Below are 17,679 nucleotides of genomic sequence, written 5' to 3'. Positions count from 1 at the left end.
TGTAAATGAAGCAGTTAGTAATTATCCCTTTTCTTTTTTTTATAATTTTTTCCAGCTATGCTATAAATGATAGAGGAAGCAAAGATAGTCTCATTCATATAGCAGTAAATAAAAAAATTGATAATTATTACGAGCTGTATCGTTTTTTTGAAAAAGGTAGATTTGATAGAGAAGAAATAGACTTACTTTTAGAAGAAAGTAAAAAAAACGAATACAAATTAGGAGAGGTTTACGCGTATAATCTATTGGGGAGAAGTTATAGAAATAACTCTTTTTTTGATAAGTCTATAGAAAATCATTTAAAAGCTTTAGAGCTTGCAAGAAAAATAAATGATGTAAATGCTGAGATTGTTACTCTTAATCAAATAGGTGTAGTTTACAGGCGTCAAGACAAGGTTAGAAGTGCTTTAAATTATCATCAAATGGCTTTGGAGTTAGCTGATAAAATAGAGAGGCCAGATATTGATACTAAGATAAGTATAAGTATTTCTAACAATAGTATTGGTAATATTTACTTGGCTTTAAAACAATATCAATTAGCATTAGAAAAGTTTAAAAAATCAATTTTAATACAAAGTAGAACGGGAGATAAAAGAGGGCTCGCAATAAATCATCAAAATATAGGGCTTGCTTTTCAAAACTTAGGAGAAATTGATGCAGCATTAGAGCACTACAATAAGTCATTAGAGTATAATATTCAAAATAACTCAAGTATAGGAAAGGTTATTTGTCATACTAGTATTAGTAATGTTTTATTGTTACAAGGAAAATATAAAGAAGCATATGAATATATAAACGAAATAGTACCCCTTTCGGAAAAAATAGGTAATCAGTATTACACTTCAGAGGTTTATGTTACTTTAGGAAACGTACAGTTAAAGTTAGATAGTTTAGACAAAGCAGAAAAGTATTTAAATGAGGGTTTAACAATAGCAAAAAAACATAAAATTCCGTCAGGAATTAACCAGTCTAATCTTTACTTATCTGAGTTGTATGAGAAAAAAAAGGATTATAAAAAAGCGTATACTTTTTATAAAAAATCAATAGAAGGAGAACGTAAAACATTTAACGACAAAAATATTTCATATGTAAATAACCTTATTAATAAGTACGATAATGAAGTAAGTAAAAATAAAATAAAAGGTTTAGCAAAAGAAAATGAGATTGCTAAACTAAAACTGCTTCGAAATAGAAACGTTTTAATTATTGCCTTAGTTTCTATAGCATTATTAGGGGTGTTGTTGTATTCTATGTACAGACAACGTTTGTTAAATAACGATAAAAAAATATTGAAACTAGAACAAGAAGCATTGAGAATTCAAATGAATCCACATTTTGTTTTTAATGCTTTAAATTCAATAAAGTTATATGTTATCAATAATGAGCAAAAAAATGCTGTACATTACTTAAATAAATTTTCAAAACTAATTAGAAGTATTTTAGAATCTTCATCAGTAAAAGAGGTGACTCTTAGTGAAGAGCTAAAAACCATGAATTTATATATGAGTATTGAAAATATCCGATTTTCTAATGAGATAAACTATATAGAAAAGGTTGACCCTAGTGTAAATATTGAAAGAATTAAAATACCACCATTAATTTTACAACCCTTCTTAGAAAATTCAATTTGGCATGGTTTATCATCTAAAAAAGGTGAAAAAGAAGTGACTTTATCTGTAAATAAAATATCTGATGAATTCATTCAAATAGACATTATTGATAATGGGATTGGAAGAGATGCAGCGTTGAAAATTAGAAAAAATAAATCGTTAAATAGAAAATCTATAGGAATTGATTTGACAAAAGAAAGATTACAAAACTTTGCTAACGAATACAAAAATAATTTTTCATTGGTTTACTCAGATGTAATTGACGAAAAAGGGAACACAAGCGGAACTAAGGTTACATTAAAGATACCTATAATTTAAAAATCGAATTTTAATTGAACCCAAACGGGTTCTTTTTTTTCTGTATTCAAATTACTAAAAGAAATTCCTAATAAGCGAACAGAATTATTAAGAGTGTCTTGATACAATAACTCTTTTACGATAGGATAGAACTCTTTTTTTAACTGTAGAAAGTGATTGGTAGTTTTACTACGGGTTTGTTGTGTAAAATCGCTGTATTTGATTTTTAAGGTAACTGTTTTTCCTTTGGTGTTAGATTTTTTCATTCGACGCTCTAGCTCATCAGCAATTTTATCAAGCCGCTCTAACATAAATACTTCGGAAGATAGATTTTCACGGAAAGTAGTTTCAGCAGCAATTGATTTTCGAATACGGTCAGGTTTTACAGCAGAGTTGTGAATTCCTCGAACAATGTGGTAATAATGCACTCCAGATTTTCCAAATAATTTAGAAAGTTCTTCCAACGATTTCTGTTTTAAATCTAAGCCTGTAAAAATGCCTAAATTATGCATTTTAGCAGCGGTAACTTTACCTACTCCATAAAATTTATTAACAGGTAATTGTTCTAAAAACTCAAGAACTTCTTCTGGATTGATGGTTTTTTGTCCATTAGGTTTATTAATGTCAGAAGCAACTTTGGCTATAAATTTATTAATAGAAATTCCAGCCGATGCTCGTAATTCCAGTTCCTCCCAAATTCGCTGACGAATTTCTTGAGCAATCATACTAGCCGATGGATTTCCTTTTTTGTTTTCAGTAACATCTAAGTAGGCTTCGTCCAACGATAAAGGTTCTACCAAATCGGTATAATCGTAAAAAATCTTTCTAATTTTAGATGAAATTTCTTTGTAGCGATCAAACCTTGGAGGGACGAATATAATATGTGGGCACTTTTGTTTTGCCAAAACACCACTCATGGCGGAACGTACTCCAAACTTTCGAGCTTCGTAACTAGCAGCAGAAACTACGCCTCGTATTTCACTACCACCAACAGCAACTGGTTTTCCTCGCAATTCAGGATTATCCAATTGCTCCACAGATGCATAGAAAGCATCCATATCTACATGAATAATTTTACGAAAAGGAGGTTGTAATTCCATTCTGTAAAAATAATAAAAGCCCTCTTAAGATTAAGAGAGCTTTATAATATGTCTTTGTTCTTTTGGTATAAAGTTATACTTGTTTTACCTCAATAATTTTAACTGGACATGCTTTCTTGGCTTCGTGCGAAGCTTCAAAAATACTGTCGTCGTGTGATTTTATGGTAAAGAAACCTTTTTTTTCAGAAGAATGTAATAAAACCGATTTCCCATCCTTTTTTGACATTTGAAATTGTGCAGGAGCTAGCTCCACGCAATAATTACAGCCAATACACTTGTTTCTTTGTAACGTAATTACAACCATTAGTTTTTAGCAAATTCGGTTTTTACAATTTTGTATAATTTATCTGATGGACGAATCCTGAAATCTAGTTTCATAGTAACTTCATCACCCTTGGTAGCAGTTTGTGCTTCCTTATCATTTACAAACATGCTTTTTAATTCCATTTCTTGAGCACCTGTGGTAGGTCCTGTAATTAAAATAGTATCACCTACAGCTAAATCATATGCTTCAATTTTAAATTCTCCAATTTCAGCTTTAGGGAAATAGTGTATCCCCTTTCCTAAATATACTTTCTTTTGAGTAGCATGAGAACCAGGTTCTTTACTCCATTCCCCTAATTTCTGACCTAAATAATATCCATTCCAGAAACCACGATTGTATACTTTTTCAAGTTCTTGCATCCAGCTAATTACTTTCTCTTTGTCGTAAGTTCCATTATATAAACTGTCAATAGCATCACGATAACACTTGATAACTTTGGCAACATATTCTGGTGCGCGACCGCGTCCTTCAATCTTCAACACTTTAATTCCAGCATCCGCAACTTGATCTAAAAAATCGATGGTGCATAAATCTTTAGGAGACATAATGTACTCATTGTCTAATTCCATTTCAAAACCAGATTCCTGATCAATTACCGTATATTTTTTACGACAATTTTGTTTACAAGCTCCTCTGTTTGCAGATGAATTATGCGAGTGTAAACTCATATAGCATTTTCCGGAAACGGCCATACATAAAGCACCGTGACCAAAAATTTCAATTTCTAACAAACGACCAGATGGTCCTTTGATTTCTTCTTTTTCAATTTGCTCAGTAATCTTTTTTACCTGACGTAAACTCAACTCCCTACTCAATACTACGGTATCAGCAAACATGGCATAAAACTTAACCGTTTCGATGTTGGTAATATTAATTTGCGTAGAAATATGTACTTCCATACCCTCTGCTCTTGCCATGGCAATTACAGCTTGATCCATTGCAATCACAGCAGTAATGTTCGCTTCTTTAGCTCTTTTGATTAAGGTTTTTACAATAGATAAATCATGATCGTAGACAATCGTATTTAAGGTTAAATACGTACGAACATTTTTTTCAGAACACCTACGAGAGATTTCTTCTAAATCATCTAAGGTAAAATTAATAGATGCTCGAGCACGCATATTTAATTGCTCTACACCAAAATATATTGAATCACATCCGTTATCTAAAGCTGCCTGTAACGATTCAAAATTACCAGCAGGAGCCATTAACTCAATCTTTTGCATTACTTTTTAAATTTTAAAGCTTCTGAACGTCCTTTTTTAAATATTTTATTGCTTGCGTGTTTTCCTTTACGCAATTCTTTTTGCTCTTCGTAGGGTAAATGAATGATGTCTTGGCATTCAGGAGAACAGGTGTTTTCCATTTTTTCAGCACAGTCATCACACTGAATGAATAATAAGTGACAACCTTCGTTGGCGCAGTTGGTATGTGTGTCACAAGGTTTTCCACATTGATGACAATTGGCAATTACATCATCAGAAATTTTTTCAGCTCTTCGGTGGTCAAAAACAAAATTCTTTCCTAAAAACTTGTTTTCTAAACCTTCATCTTTTACCTGACGAGTATATTCAATAATTCCTCCTTCAAGTTGGAAAACATTTTTAAAACCTTTGTGTTTGTAGTAGGCAGATGCTTTTTCACATCGAATTCCACCTGTACAATACATTAGTAAGTTTTTATCTTCTTTATGGTCTTTTAAATCTTCTTCAATAATATCTAATGAATCTCTAAACGTATCAACATCTGGAGTTACTGCACCGTCAAAATGTCCAATTTCACTTTCGTAATGGTTACGCATATCTACACAAACCGTATTCGGATTTGCTAGCATTTCATTAAATTCCTTTGCATTTAAATGTACTCCTTTGTCGGTAACATCAAAAGTGTCGTCATTTAATCCGTCAGCAACAATTTTGTTACGAACTTTTACTTTTAGTTTTAAAAACGATTTATTATCGTGCTCAATAGCTACGTTTAAACGAATTCCATTTAAAAAAGAAATACTATCTAGTTGTTTTTTTAAAGCTAGAAAGTTTTCTGAGGGAACAGATATTTGAGCGTTGATTCCTTCGTATGAAACATATGTTCTTCCTAAAACATCTAATTCATTCCATTCAAGGAATAATTTATTTCTAAATAAAGTAGGATTTTCTATCTTATGATATTGATAGAATGAGATTGTAATACGGTCTTTACCCGCATCATCAATTAATTTAGCGCGTTCTTCTGCGCTTAACTTGTTGTACAGTTGCATGCTATACTTTTTTAAGTTAAACAAACATGTTGAGGTTTTTCCAGAAAACCGGTGCAAATGTACTGATTTTTTGAGTTTTACTGTTTAAAACAATACTATTTAAGCCTAAATGGTATATTTTTTAAATTTTAACGTATTTTTTCTAACAAATGAGATACAACCAATTTGTTTTTTTTAAACCTTTGTAGCTGACAAACAATAAATTTTATACTCAAATAGCAAAAAAAAAATGAGAGTAGCAGTGGTAGGCGCTACCGGAATGGTAGGTAATGTAATGTTACAAGTATTAGCAGAACGTAATTTTCCAGTAACAGAATTAATTCCTGTTGCTTCAGAGCGTTCAGTGGGAAATCAAATTGAATTTCAAGGAACAAATTATACAATTGTTGGTTTAGAAACCGCAGTAGCTATGCGACCAGACATTGCGTTGTTTTCTGCTGGAGGAGAAACTTCTTTAGAGTGGGCACCGAAGTTTGCAGCTGTTGGAACAACAGTAATTGACAATTCTTCTGCTTGGAGAATGGATCCAACAAAGAAGTTAGTAGTTCCAGAAATTAATGGAGATGTATTAACTAGCGAAGATAAAATTATAGCAAATCCAAACTGCTCTACTATTCAGTTAGTAATGGCGTTAGCTCCGTTACATAAAGAATATACAATGAAACGTGTGGTGATTTCAACTTATCAATCTGTTTCTGGAACTGGTGTTAAAGCTGTTCAGCAATTAGATAATGAACAAGCAGGCGTTAAAGGAGAAATGGCGTATCCGCACCCTATTGGAAGAAATGCATTGCCACATTGTGATGTGTTTTTAGAAAATGGTTACACTAAAGAGGAAATGAAGCTGGTAAAAGAGCCTAAAAAGATTTTACGAGACGATTCTTTTAGTGTTACAGCTACGGCAGTTAGAATACCAACTGCTGGAGGACATTCTGAGGCTGTAAATGTTCAATTTGAAAATGATTTTGAATTAGACAAAGTACGCGAGTTACTTACACAAACTGATGGTGTTGTTGTACAAGATGATGTACAAAATAATGTATACCCAATGCCTATTTTAGCAAACAATAAAGATGAGGTTTTTGTAGGTAGAATTAGAAGAGATGAATCTCAACCTAATACTTTAAATATGTGGATTGTTGCTGATAACTTACGTAAAGGAGCAGCAACTAATACCATTCAAATAGCAGAATATCTAGTAGCTAACAATTTGGTGAAACCATCGGTTACTGCTTAAAAATATTTAATAATAATACTTTAAAAATCCTGTGCTTGTAAGTGCAGGATTTTTATTTTTGGATTATGAACAAAGAACAAATAATACAAAACACAATTGAGTTTGTAAAAGACACCTTAAAAGGAGCAGAGGGAGGGCATGATTTTTTTCACATTGAACGCGTATACAAAAATGCATTGTTGATAGCAGAAGATGAATATGTAGATATGTTTGTGGTTTCTTTAGGAGCTTTACTACATGATATAGCGGATAGCAAATTTTACAATGGAGATGAAACTGTTGGTCCGCAAAAAGCCAGAGTGTTTCTTGAGAGTCAGATGGTTCCTGAAGAAATAATTACTCATATAGAAAAGATAATTACTAACATTTCTTTTAAAGGAGGAAATTTTGAGCAAAAGTTCACTTCTCCTGAACTAGATGTAATTCAGGATGCAGACCGATTAGATGCTATAGGAGCTGTTGGAATAGCTCGTTGTTTTAATTATGGAGGATTTAAAAATAGGGAATTGTACAATCCAGAGATTCGTCCGAATTTAAATATGACAAAAGAAGAGTATAAAAAGTCTACAGCACCAACTATTAATCATTTTTATGAAAAACTATTGTTATTAAAAGATAAAATGAACACGCAAGCAGGTAAAGCTATTGCAGCAGAACGACATGCGTACATGGAGGGCTTTTTACAACAGTTTTATAATGAGTGGAATGGAAAGGTTTAATGTTTTTTAAGGTAATAATGTAAAAATATCGTTATTTTAATAAAAAATTTACGTTAAAATTTGGCTATTATTGAATTTAATATATATTTGCCTCAGTTAATAACCCCCTAGCTTATTAATGTAATCCCCTTATTGTAAAAAAAAGCATCTAAACTCAGGTTAGATGCTTTTTTTGTTTGTATGATATAGCTTATTATTTCCCAGGAAAATCTGGTTTACGCTTTTCTAAAAACGCAGTAGTTCCTTCTTTAAAATCTTCGGTTCCAAAACAGTTTCCAAATTCAGTAATTTCTGTTTCAAAACCATTAACTCCATCTTTAAAATTATCGTTTACAGCTTTAATTGCTGCACTGATTGCTACAGAAGAATTTCGCATAATTTTAGAGGCAATTTTTTCAGCTAGAGAAAGTAGTTCTTCTTGTGAAGTTACATGGTTAACTAAACCAGCGTCTTTTGCTTCATCAGCAGAAATCATACCTGCTGTCATAATTAATTCCATAGCTTTTCCTTTACCTACTAATTGTGGTAATCGTTGTGTACCTCCGTATCCGGGAATAACTCCTAAAGATACTTCAGGTAAGCCCATTTTAGCATTGTCTGAAGCTACTCTAAAATGACAAGCCATTGCTAATTCTAATCCACCACCTAAAGCAAAACCGTTAACAGCAGCAATAACAGGAGTAGATAGGTTTTCAACAAAATCAAATAAAATTTCTTGTCCTTTTTTTGCTAACATTCCTCCTTCTTCAATAGAAAAATGAGCAAATTCAGAAATATCTGCACCGGCAACAAAAGCTTTTTCACCACTTCCTGTAATGATAATTGCTTTAACAGCTGAATCATTCTCTAAAGCTTTAAAAACACTGTGTAATTCTTCAATTGTAGCTTTGTTTAAAGCGTTTAATTTCTTTGGTCTGTTAATGGTTACAGTTGCTAATCCGTTAGCTTGTTCAACTAAAATATTTTCAAAATTCATGATACTATTTATGTTTTTGGTAAAATTACGGTAAAAACGGTTCCTACTCCTTTGGTTGAAGTAAAGGAAATAGACCCGTCATACGCTTCAATTATATTTTTTATCATCGATAAACCTAAGCCCATTCCACTTGTTTTTGTGGTGAATTTAGGTTCGAAAATAAGTTCTTTGTTTTTATCACTAATCCCCTTACCGTTATCAGAAACCGTAATTTTTACACTGTTTCCTTCTGAAGCCACTTTTACTTCTATTTTAGGGTTTTTATCAGTTTCTTTTATTGCTTGTATTGAATTTTTAACCAAATTGGTAACAATTCGTATTAATTGTGTTTTATCAAGACTCGCATAAAGTTCTTCTTCTTGCGGAAGGTATTCTATATAATCTTCCGTAAAAATATCTAATGAATGCTTAACAACATCAACAACATTCATTTTTTCACGACGCTGTGTTGGCATTTTAGCAAAGTCAGAAAAAGCAGAGGCAATAGAGCTCATCACATCAATTTGCTGAATAAGAGTTTCACTGTATTCAGAAAGCTTTTCTTTTATATTTGGATCGTTGGGGTCAAATTTTCTTTCAAAACTTTGTACCGATAAACGCATAGGAGTTAGCGGATTTTTAATTTCATGCGCTACTTGTTTTGCCATTTCTCTCCAAGCTTGCTCACGTTCACTTTTAGCAAGTCTAGCAGCACTATCTTCTAGCTGATCTATCATATTGTTGTAGGCAGCTACTAACGAGTTAATCTCTGAACTAGCAGAGTTCAACGTAATTTTTTCGTTGCGCTTGTTTAAGCGTGTTTCTTTAATTTTTTCTGAAATTGTCTGAATAGAACGCGTAATATATGTTGATAAGAAATAGGCCAAAACAATTGCGATGATGAGCATTAATAAATACACCAATGACAAACGCGAAATAAATTCGCGAAGTTCGTGCTGTTGTTCTTCGTTGTCTTGAGCAATTTGTAATTCTAAAATTCCAATTCGTTTAAAACGAGGATCATTAATATATGAGTATGAAGATTGGTAAGTAATTCCTTTTTCTGTTCTACTTTTTAAGATTTTATGATTAGAATTATTTGCAAGATCCTTTATGGTTTCTTTAGGTAGATTTGAACCTTCTTTTTTGTCGAAATTATAAGGAATAGAGGACTTTAACAAGTTACCACCCATATCATACATCGAAACAGTAAGTTTATGTACATAAGCAATGTCATAAATTCTGTCTTGAAATATTTTAGATAAATTTTGAGTAGTTACAGGATACGTTGTTCTACGTTTTAACTCTATTTCTATATCTTGTTTTGTAGATGCTTCTTTACGTTCAAACCTTGAGATGTTATAATCTTTAGTTTGTTCATCGTACTGGTAAATTGTGACTAATACAATTAAAATAGAAGCCAATAATACTAAAAGTATCATTGACAAGAATATTCTAATTCGTAGCGATATGTTGTTGAAAATGCGCAATTTTATAGCTTAATTCTTTTTGTTTTCATTAATAGAGTATCGTCCTTTTCACCATCGTTGTCCCAATCGTATGTAGAGGTAGCTTCAAAACCATTTTCAGCTATTTTTATTGTATACCAAGCTTGTACCTGATTTCCTAAATATAAATAATCTACGAACAAACTATCTCCTTTGGTTTCCCATTTTCCGGTCGTTTCACCTACTTTTTGTCCATCAGGCTGTACGAACCAAGCAACAAAAGTTCCATTATTTTTATAAGAAGATTGTGCTTTTCCTGACGATGGCTTGCTAAAATCGTCTTCAAAAACAGATGTGCTATCCGTTTCGTTAGCTGTTAAATATTCTATTTTTAAATAAGTGGTTTCCCAATTACCAATCAAATAATCTTTCAATAAAGGTTCTTTTTCTTGTTTACAGGCAACAAAAAATATTCCGAAAATTAACGCAGCAATAAAATATTGTGTTCTCATAATTCTTATGATTGAAGTTTTTCTTCTTTAGTATGCAACAAACGTGTTAGTTTTATTGATAAATCTAATAAAATAATTTTAGCGTTTCCGTTTCTTTCAATGTGGTATTGGGCATCACTTACTTCTTTTTCAATAGTCATGATATTTCCACTATGGATAAACGGAGCAAATTTTGATAACTCGAAATTGGCTGATTGCGTTTCTAAAAAAACTAAATCTGGAGTTCCGTAATTAAGTAATAAGGCTTGTCTGAAAAACTGTAAACAATATTGTAAAAACTGCTTTTGTGTTTCACGACCTGTTTTTGAAATCTCTTCTGACCAACCAATTAAATCTTGAATAATAGCAGCATTTCCTTTTGCTCTAAAGGCAGCACGAATCCAAGTAATAAACCATTGTTCGAAAATTAAATCGTTAGAGTCGTTGTTTAACAGAAGTAAAGCTTTGTTGTAATTTCCTTCAGATTGATGGGCAATTTTAATCGCTTCATTTTCTGAAATTCCTTTTTGTTGCACTAAATTGGTTGCAATGTCGCTTTCACTTAACGCAGGAAAATGTAAAGCTTGACATCTAGATTTTATAGTGTTTATAATTTGCTCTTCATCTTCAGTAACTAAAATAAATACTGTTTTACTTGGTGGTTCTTCTATTAGTTTTAATAATTTATTTGAAGCTGCAACATTCATTTTTTCAGCCATCCAAATAATCATCACTTTAAAACCTCCTTCGTACGATTTTAGTTGTAGTTTTTTTACGATGTCTTCTGCCTCGTCAACTCCAATTTGTCCCTGTTTGTTTTCTACGCCAATGTATTGTAGCCAATTAAACAAACTTCCGTAAGGTTGTTTTTCGATAAAAGATCTCCAATCATCTAAAAACAAATTACTAACAGGATGTTTTTTTACCGAATCGTTTGTAGTAACAGGAAAAGCAAAATGTAAGTCAGGATGTTGTAATTTATTACATTTAATGTTGCAAGCTTCCGTATTGTCTGAAAAACTACACAACAAGTATTGAGCATAGGCTATTGCCATAGGTAAGGTTCCGCTACCTTCTTTACCAACAAAGAGTTGCGCGTGCGGAATTCTGTTGTTTTCAGCGGATTGCTGTAAGTGTTTTTTAATGTGTTCTTGCCCAATAATTTCGTCGAAAGTCATACCACAAATATAAGACAACAAACAAAGAGAACAATCGATTGTAAGTAAATGATATATTGTATTGATATATTGTTTAGAATGATTCTATTTTGGTATATTTGCTAGCTAAAAATACGTGTTTTTTTGAGTACAATTGCATCATTACAAATCGGAGAAAAAGGAATTATATCTGAAGAGTGTTTAGATAAGATTCCGTTAAAGTTGTTAGAAATGGGATGTTTGCCAGGAGCAGAGGTTGAATTACTTCAAGTAGCTCCGTTAAAAGACCCTCTGTACATCTGTGTAAATGGGAGTCATTTAGCAATTCGAAAAGAAACAGCTTGTCAAATATCAATACTTAAACTATAGCCGATGAGCAATCGTATTAAAGTAGCATTAATTGGGAATCCGAATACAGGAAAAACATCATTATTCAATCAACTTACAGGGTTAAACCAAAAGGTAGGAAACTATCCAGGTGTCACCGTTGATAAAAAACAAGGGGTCTCTAAATTACCCAATGGTAAAAGCGCTACGATTACTGATTTACCAGGTACATATAGTATTAATCCAACTTCTTTAGATGAAAGTATCGTTTTAAAAACTTTGATGACAGCGCATCGAGATGATAAACCTGATATGATTGTTGTGGTTGCTGATATTGAAAATTTAAAGCGAAACTTATTGCTGTTTTCTCAAATCCAAGATTTAGAAATTCCGACGGTTTTGGCTTTAAACATGGCAGATCAGCTACAACGTAAAGGAATTTCGATAGATATACCTGCTTTAGAAAAAGAATTGCACACCAAAGTAGTGTTAATGTCGGCAAGAAATAATGAAGGGATTGATGATTTAAAAAGTGTAATTGCCAATTATGAATCGTTACAAGTTCATTCTAACTTTAATGAGTTAGCAGAAAAAATAGATGTTACTTATTTTAATAAGTTATCTTCAGTAAGTGATGAATTTACAGCTTATGAAATGTGGATGTTGCTTACCAAAAAACACATTTCATTACTTTCTGACGAAGAAAAGGAGAAAATAAAGGAGTTTGAAAGTGAAGAAGCAACACAAAAAAAGCATCAACATAAAGAAACAATTTACAGATATCAGAAAATAAATAACATCTTAAAGAAAACATATCAGGTAGATAAATCAAAAGCTAGAGATGTACGTAGTAGGCTCGATAGAGTTTTTACACATAAAATATTTGGGTATGTAATTTTCTTCGGATTATTACTACTGATATTTCAATCAATTTTTGATTGGGCGTCTACTCCAATGGATTTTATAGATGGTTTATTTGCTGAAATTGCTGAATTTACCAAAGCACAATTACCTGCAGGAATGTTTACCGACTTACTTACCGATGGTATTATTCCAGGAGTTGGTGGAGTAGTAATCTTTATTCCACAGATTGCCATTTTATTCCTGTTTATTTCTATTCTTGAAGAGACAGGTTATATGAGTAGAGTAGTGTTTTTAATGGATAAGATTATGCGTAAGTTCGGAATGAGCGGTAAAAGTGTAATTCCATTAATTTCAGGAACTGCCTGTGCAATACCAGCAATTATGGCAACTCGTACTATTGGTAGTTGGAAAGAGCGTTTGATTACCATTTTGGTAACACCCTTTACAACTTGTTCGGCACGTTTACCTGTATATGCAATCTTAATCGCATTAATAATTCCTGATACTAAATTGTTCGGTTTTTTAAGTTTACAAGGTTTTACTTTGTTAGCGCTGTATATTTTAGGGTTTGCAGCGGCGATCATAGCGGCATATGTTTTACACAAAACATTAAAAATTAAAAACAATTCACTTTTTGTAGTTGAAATGCCTAATTACAAAATACCATCGGTAAAAAATGTGTTTTTTGATGTGTTAGATAAAACAAAAGCATTTGTTTTTGGAGCAGGAAAAATCATTTTAGCAATCTCAATAGTATTGTGGTTTTTAGCATCTCACGGACCGTCAGCTTTTGAAAATGCAGAAAAAAATGTAGTTGAAAATGTAGCGAATCAGCAATTGTCAGAAGAAGAATTATCGAAAAAAGTAGCTTCAGCTAAGTTAGAAAATTCGTATATTGGAATAGCAGGTAAAACTATTGAACCTATTGTTAAACCGTTAGGTTATGATTGGAAAATAGGAATCGGATTGATTAGTTCTTTTGCTGCTCGCGAAGTGTTTATTGGTACACTGGCTACTATTTATAGTGTTGAAGATGATAGCGAAGATTCAACTACGATTAAGCAAAAAATGGAGTCAGAAATAAATCCAGATACTGGTGAAAAACGATTCAATTTTGCAACAGGAATGTCGTTATTGTTGTTTTATGCATTTGCAATGCAATGTATGGCAACCTTGGCAATTGTAAAACGTGAAACAAAAAGCTGGAAGTGGCCATTGGTTCAATTAGTGAGCATGGGTATTTTAGCTTACTTATCTGCTTTTGCAGCCTATCAAATTTTAAGCTAATGCAAGAAGTTTTAACATATTTAGTTGTTTTAGGGGCGGTTGTTTTTTTAGTTAAAAAGTTTTTCTTTAAGACTAAAAAAGATAAATGTGATACCAATTGTAATTGCTCTTAATAACGTTTAACAATACCTTATTACTGCAATTTTAGCAGAAGGTGTAAGTTTGTGGTATTATACTTGATATATACAAAAGGGAAGTAATCAGTAAAATTTAATATGAAAAAAATACTTTTAGTAGCTGTAGTTTTTGTCAGCTCTTTTGCACAGGCACAACAAGAAATTAAGGCAGATTTATTTGATGCTTTAGCTTTTAAAACATTAGAATTATCGTACGAGTATTATACAACAGAAAGGTCGTCAATCGGTATTTCAGCATTATTCAATTTTGAAAAAAGATCGGTTGATTTTAAGTACAACGAAAAGCAAATGTTTACTCCTTTCTTCCGTCATTATTTTAGTGATAGTAGTAACTGGAATTATTTTGGAGAAGTTTTTATGGGAATAAATACAGGAGAAAGAGAAGTTACAGTAGAAGGAACAATGCTTAAACAATATAAAGAATATACGGATGGAGCTTTGGGTATTGCATTCGGATCAAAATATGTGTCGTCAGGAGGTTTTGTACTTGATATCTACGGAGGTTTAGGTAGAAATTTATTTACTTCGGAATCTCGTGCAGTTGTACCTAGGGTAGGAATAAATTTAGGATATCGTTTTTAAGATATTCAACTTAGATAAACTAAAAAAGCTCGCAATCGCGAGCTTTTTTAGTTTATGATAATGTCATTCAAAAAGCGTAATTAAATAAACTACTCTGTTAGAACAGGTTTTTTCTTTTGAATCAAATTAGCGATTACAAAACTTAAAATAGCAGGTAATACCCATCCTAAATTTTGGTTGGCAAACGGAATGGTGTTTTTTATTCCAGATAAATATTCAGTATCAACAATATATCCTAAAAAGTCTGGAATACTGAATAGAAAAGTAACTGCAACCACAATTTTAAATACGGTAGTTGAAGTGTATCTTTCTGGAAGTACATTCAATATAATTAAAATGATGGTTATTGGGTAAATAAACATCAATGCAGGTAAAGCAATATTTATGATATATTTTACATCAAACTGTCCAATAGCAATTCCTAATAAGCAACCAATAATAGCAGTGATTATAAAAATTTTTTGAGAATTGTTATTAATTCCTTTAAAATAATCAGCAGTACCTGTAATAATTCCAACTGCTGTTGTAAAACAAGCTAAAGCAACTAAAACACTTAAAAAAACACTACCTATATTACCAAGTGTTTGGTAGCTTAAAGAGTTTAAAATTTCTGTTCTCGTAGCATCTTCACCAAAAGTAGAACTAAATAAAACTCCGTTATAAATAAGTCCAGCATATATAATTAACAAGCCGAAACCTGCTATTAATCCAGCTTTGGTAATTAATTCTTTTTTCTCTTCAAACGAAGTATTGGTGTTAAAGTTCATCGAAACAACTAAAACTCCACCAACGACTATTGAAGCGATAGCATCAAAAGTTTGATACCCTTCTAGCAAACCATCTACAAAAGGCATTTTAAAAGATGATGGGTTTACAGCTTCAGGAGCGATGAAAATTCCAACAAAAATAATCGCCAATAGAATAAAGATGATGAGTGGAGTTAAGAACTTACCTAACAATTCTAATACTTTTGAACGGTTTATTGAAAAGATAAAAACCAACCCAAAGTAAACAGTACTAGTAAGTAAAGAACTACTATCAAAATAAGGAGCAATAGCCATTTCATGAGTTACAGATGCTGTTCTAGGTGCAGGTAAAGCAAGACAAATAGCATACATAACAAAGCAGTAAACAAGGCTAAAAGGATGAGATACTTTTTTACCAAAATCGTACATGGTACCTTGTAACTTAGCATGTGCTAAAATTCCTAACATAGGAATAAATACTGCTGTAACAAAAAAACCAAGTGTAACCCAAATCCATAAATTTCCTGCGTTTTTACCTAAAAGAGGAGGTAAAATTAAATTTCCAGCTCCGAAAAACATTGAAAATAAAGCAAACCCGTTTATAAATATCTCCTTAGTTTTGTGCATCGTTTAGCAAATTAATAGGCGACCAATATACATTAAAAAATGATTGTAAAATTTAAGGAAACCACGGTTTTTTACACAGATACTGGTAAAGGGAATAGTGTTGTTTTGTTACATGGATTTTTAGAAAATAATACCATGTGGGATGCTGTTGTTGAGGAAATTTCTAAAAGAAACCGTGTGATTTGTATCGATTTGTTGGGGCATGGAAAAACAGGGTGTATTGGATATATTCATTCGATGGAAGAAATGGCAGAAGCAGTAAAAGCTGTGTTACAAGAATTAAAAATTCGCAGAGCTATTTTTGTAGGGCACTCAATGGGAGGCTATGTTGCCCTTGCTTTTGCAGAAAAATACCCGAAGAATGTAAAAGGATTGTGTTTGCTAAATTCTACTTCTCAAGCAGACAGCGAAGAAAGAAAAAAGTTACGTCTTAGAGCTAATAAGATGGCAAAAGAAAATTATGAAACTCTGGTAAAAATGTCTATAGGCAATTTATTTGCTGAACAAACTCGAGAGCAATTTTCCGAAGTAATAGAAAAAGTAAGGGAGGAAGCATTAAAAACTACTGTGAGAGGATATATTGCTGCAAGTGAAGGAATGCGTTTGCGTGAAAACAAAGAAGCAGTTTTACAAACAATTGATAAACGATTGATGATTGCAGGTAAACAAGATTCAATATTAAATTATGATGCTGTTGTAAAAGAATCGAACAGAACAAATACACCTTTGGTTGAATTACCCAACGGTCATATGAGTCATATTGAAGCAAAAGAAGAACTGTTAAAAGCGTTAGCTAACTTTGTGAAATCCTAATAATTTTCTGTTACTTTTGTAAAGTTTTAAAAGATTTAAGTTAATGAAAGTTCATCATTTAGCAAAGCAAAATTCTATTCTTAATAAATTCTTAGCAGAACTTAGAGATGTTACGGTTCAAAAAGATTCAATGCGTTTTCGTAGAAATATAGAACGAATAGGTGAAGTTTTAGGGTATGAACTTAGTAAAAAATTGAATTATGATACTAAAGAAATAACAACTCCTTTAGGTACAAAACAAACAAACTTACCAACTAATAATATTGTATTGTGCTCAATTCTTAGAGCAGGGTTACCGTTACATAACGGAATGCTGAATTATTTTGATGATGTAGAAAATGCCTTTATTTCGGCGTATCGTCACCATCCAAACAATGATGAAGAGTTTGAAATAGTGGTAGAATATTTTGCTGCACCATCAATTGATGGGAAAACATTATTGTTAGTAGATCCTATGTTAGCAACAGGTCGCTCAATGGTTGAGGTTTACGAAGGAATTAAAAAATATGGAACACCTAAAGAAATAATAATCGTATCGGTAATTGGGTCAGAAGAAGGTGTTGAATATGTAGGGAAACATTTTCCTGAAGGAACAACTTTATGGATTGGTGATATTGATGAAAAGCTAAACGATAAAGGATATATTGTTCCAGGTTTAGGTGATGCAGGAGATTTAGCTTATGGAGCAAAGTTGTAGAAC

The 17,679-nt window shown here is 32.1% G+C and carries 17 protein-coding genes; 8 read left to right on the top strand and 9 right to left on the bottom strand.

Annotation, left to right across the window (positions count from 1 at the left end):
• Positions 1–5 precede the first annotated feature (5 nt).
• A complete protein-coding gene (locus tag ACKTSU_RS13650) occupies positions 6–1,928 on the top strand; it encodes a tetratricopeptide repeat-containing sensor histidine kinase (RefSeq protein ID WP_408037071.1) in 1,923 nt (640 codons plus the stop codon).
• Here ACKTSU_RS13650 and dinB read toward each other — a convergent pair.
• The 4 genes from dinB to trhO form a co-directional block, all read right to left on the bottom strand.
• Positions 1,925–3,007: a DNA polymerase IV gene (dinB, locus tag ACKTSU_RS13645; protein ID WP_408037070.1), complete on the bottom strand. Its 1,083-nt coding sequence runs from the start codon at positions 3,005–3,007 to the stop codon at positions 1,925–1,927. The genes ACKTSU_RS13650 and dinB overlap by 4 nt on opposite strands.
• A gap of 73 nt (positions 3,008–3,080) precedes the next feature.
• Positions 3,081–3,311 (bottom strand): ferredoxin, encoded by a 231-nt coding sequence (locus ACKTSU_RS13640; protein ID WP_281980141.1) that lies wholly within the window; start codon positions 3,309–3,311, stop codon positions 3,081–3,083.
• Positions 3,311–4,558: a peptidase U32 family protein gene (locus ACKTSU_RS13635; protein ID WP_408037069.1), complete on the bottom strand. Its 1,248-nt coding sequence runs from the start codon at positions 4,556–4,558 to the stop codon at positions 3,311–3,313. The genes ACKTSU_RS13640 and ACKTSU_RS13635 overlap by 1 nt, the downstream gene beginning before the upstream one ends.
• Positions 4,558–5,589: an oxygen-dependent tRNA uridine(34) hydroxylase TrhO gene (gene trhO / locus ACKTSU_RS13630; RefSeq protein WP_408026017.1), complete on the bottom strand. Its 1,032-nt coding sequence runs from the start codon at positions 5,587–5,589 to the stop codon at positions 4,558–4,560. Before trhO ends, ACKTSU_RS13635 begins: the two co-directional genes overlap by 1 nt.
• A 229-nt stretch (positions 5,590–5,818) precedes the next feature.
• On the opposite strand from trhO, the gene ACKTSU_RS13625 reads away from it, so the two are divergent.
• Both ACKTSU_RS13625 and ACKTSU_RS13620 read left to right on the top strand, forming a co-directional pair.
• Positions 5,819–6,826, top strand: a complete 1,008-nt coding sequence (locus tag ACKTSU_RS13625; RefSeq protein WP_408037068.1) for an aspartate-semialdehyde dehydrogenase — start codon at positions 5,819–5,821, stop codon at positions 6,824–6,826.
• Between the two features lie 65 nt (positions 6,827–6,891).
• Positions 6,892–7,545, top strand: coding sequence for an HD domain-containing protein (locus tag ACKTSU_RS13620; protein WP_408037067.1), 654 nt, complete (start codon positions 6,892–6,894; stop codon positions 7,543–7,545).
• A 193-nt stretch (positions 7,546–7,738) separates the two neighbouring features.
• Here ACKTSU_RS13620 and ACKTSU_RS13615 read toward each other — a convergent pair whose 3' ends face one another.
• Genes ACKTSU_RS13615 through ACKTSU_RS13600 form a run of 4 tightly spaced genes read right to left on the bottom strand, consistent with a single transcriptional unit; the run spans position 7,739 to position 11,617 of the window.
• On the bottom strand, positions 7,739–8,521 hold the full coding sequence (locus ACKTSU_RS13615) for an enoyl-CoA hydratase/isomerase family protein (RefSeq protein ID WP_408037066.1): 783 nt from the start codon (positions 8,519–8,521) through the stop codon (positions 7,739–7,741).
• 8 nt (positions 8,522–8,529) lie between these two features.
• Entirely contained in the window at positions 8,530–9,942 is a 1,413-nt protein-coding gene (locus ACKTSU_RS13610) for a sensor histidine kinase (protein WP_408037065.1), read from the bottom strand.
• 50 nt (positions 9,943–9,992) lie between these two features.
• Complete coding sequence (locus ACKTSU_RS13605; protein WP_408037064.1) at positions 9,993–10,460, bottom strand: hypothetical protein; 468 nt, start codon at positions 10,458–10,460, stop codon at positions 9,993–9,995.
• A gap of 5 nt (positions 10,461–10,465) precedes the next feature.
• Positions 10,466–11,617 carry a DNA polymerase III subunit gene (locus ACKTSU_RS13600; RefSeq protein ID WP_408037063.1) on the bottom strand — a complete coding sequence of 384 codons (1,152 nt, stop codon included), beginning with the start codon at positions 11,615–11,617 and terminating at the stop codon, positions 10,466–10,468.
• A 123-nt stretch (positions 11,618–11,740) separates the two neighbouring features.
• On the opposite strand from ACKTSU_RS13600, the gene ACKTSU_RS13595 reads away from it, so the two are divergent.
• The 3 genes from ACKTSU_RS13595 to ACKTSU_RS13585 all read left to right on the top strand — a co-directional run bounded on the left by ACKTSU_RS13595 (position 11,741) and on the right by ACKTSU_RS13585 (position 14,793).
• Positions 11,741–11,965 carry a FeoA family protein gene (locus ACKTSU_RS13595; protein ID WP_408037062.1) on the top strand — a complete coding sequence of 75 codons (225 nt, stop codon included), beginning with the start codon at positions 11,741–11,743 and terminating at the stop codon, positions 11,963–11,965.
• 3 nt (positions 11,966–11,968) lie between these two features.
• Positions 11,969–14,074, top strand: coding sequence for a ferrous iron transport protein B (feoB, locus tag ACKTSU_RS13590; RefSeq protein WP_408037061.1), 2,106 nt, complete (start codon positions 11,969–11,971; stop codon positions 14,072–14,074).
• A 215-nt stretch (positions 14,075–14,289) separates the two neighbouring features.
• A complete protein-coding gene (locus tag ACKTSU_RS13585) occupies positions 14,290–14,793 on the top strand; it encodes a DUF3575 domain-containing protein (RefSeq protein ID WP_408037060.1) in 504 nt (167 codons plus the stop codon).
• Positions 14,794–14,882: 89 nt separating this feature from the next.
• Here ACKTSU_RS13585 and brnQ read toward each other — a convergent pair whose 3' ends face one another.
• Positions 14,883–16,166: a branched-chain amino acid transport system II carrier protein gene (brnQ, locus tag ACKTSU_RS13580; protein ID WP_408037059.1), complete on the bottom strand. Its 1,284-nt coding sequence runs from the start codon at positions 16,164–16,166 to the stop codon at positions 14,883–14,885.
• Positions 16,167–16,205: 39 nt separating this feature from the next.
• On the opposite strand from brnQ, the gene ACKTSU_RS13575 reads away from it, so the two are divergent.
• Positions 16,206–16,979: an alpha/beta fold hydrolase gene (locus ACKTSU_RS13575; protein WP_408037057.1), complete on the top strand. Its 774-nt coding sequence runs from the start codon at positions 16,206–16,208 to the stop codon at positions 16,977–16,979.
• Positions 16,980–17,022: 43 nt separating this feature from the next.
• Positions 17,023–17,676, top strand: a complete 654-nt coding sequence (upp, locus tag ACKTSU_RS13570) for a uracil phosphoribosyltransferase (RefSeq protein WP_408037055.1) — start codon at positions 17,023–17,025, stop codon at positions 17,674–17,676.
• Positions 17,677–17,679: the final 3 nt, after the last annotated feature.

The sequence above is a fragment of the Tenacibaculum aestuarii genome (genome assembly GCF_964510395.1).
Lineage (GTDB): Bacteria > Bacteroidota > Bacteroidia > Flavobacteriales > Flavobacteriaceae > Polaribacter > Polaribacter aestuarii.
The sequence above is the reverse complement of the archived record's forward strand: the minus strand, read 5'-3'. Positions and strand labels throughout refer to the sequence as shown.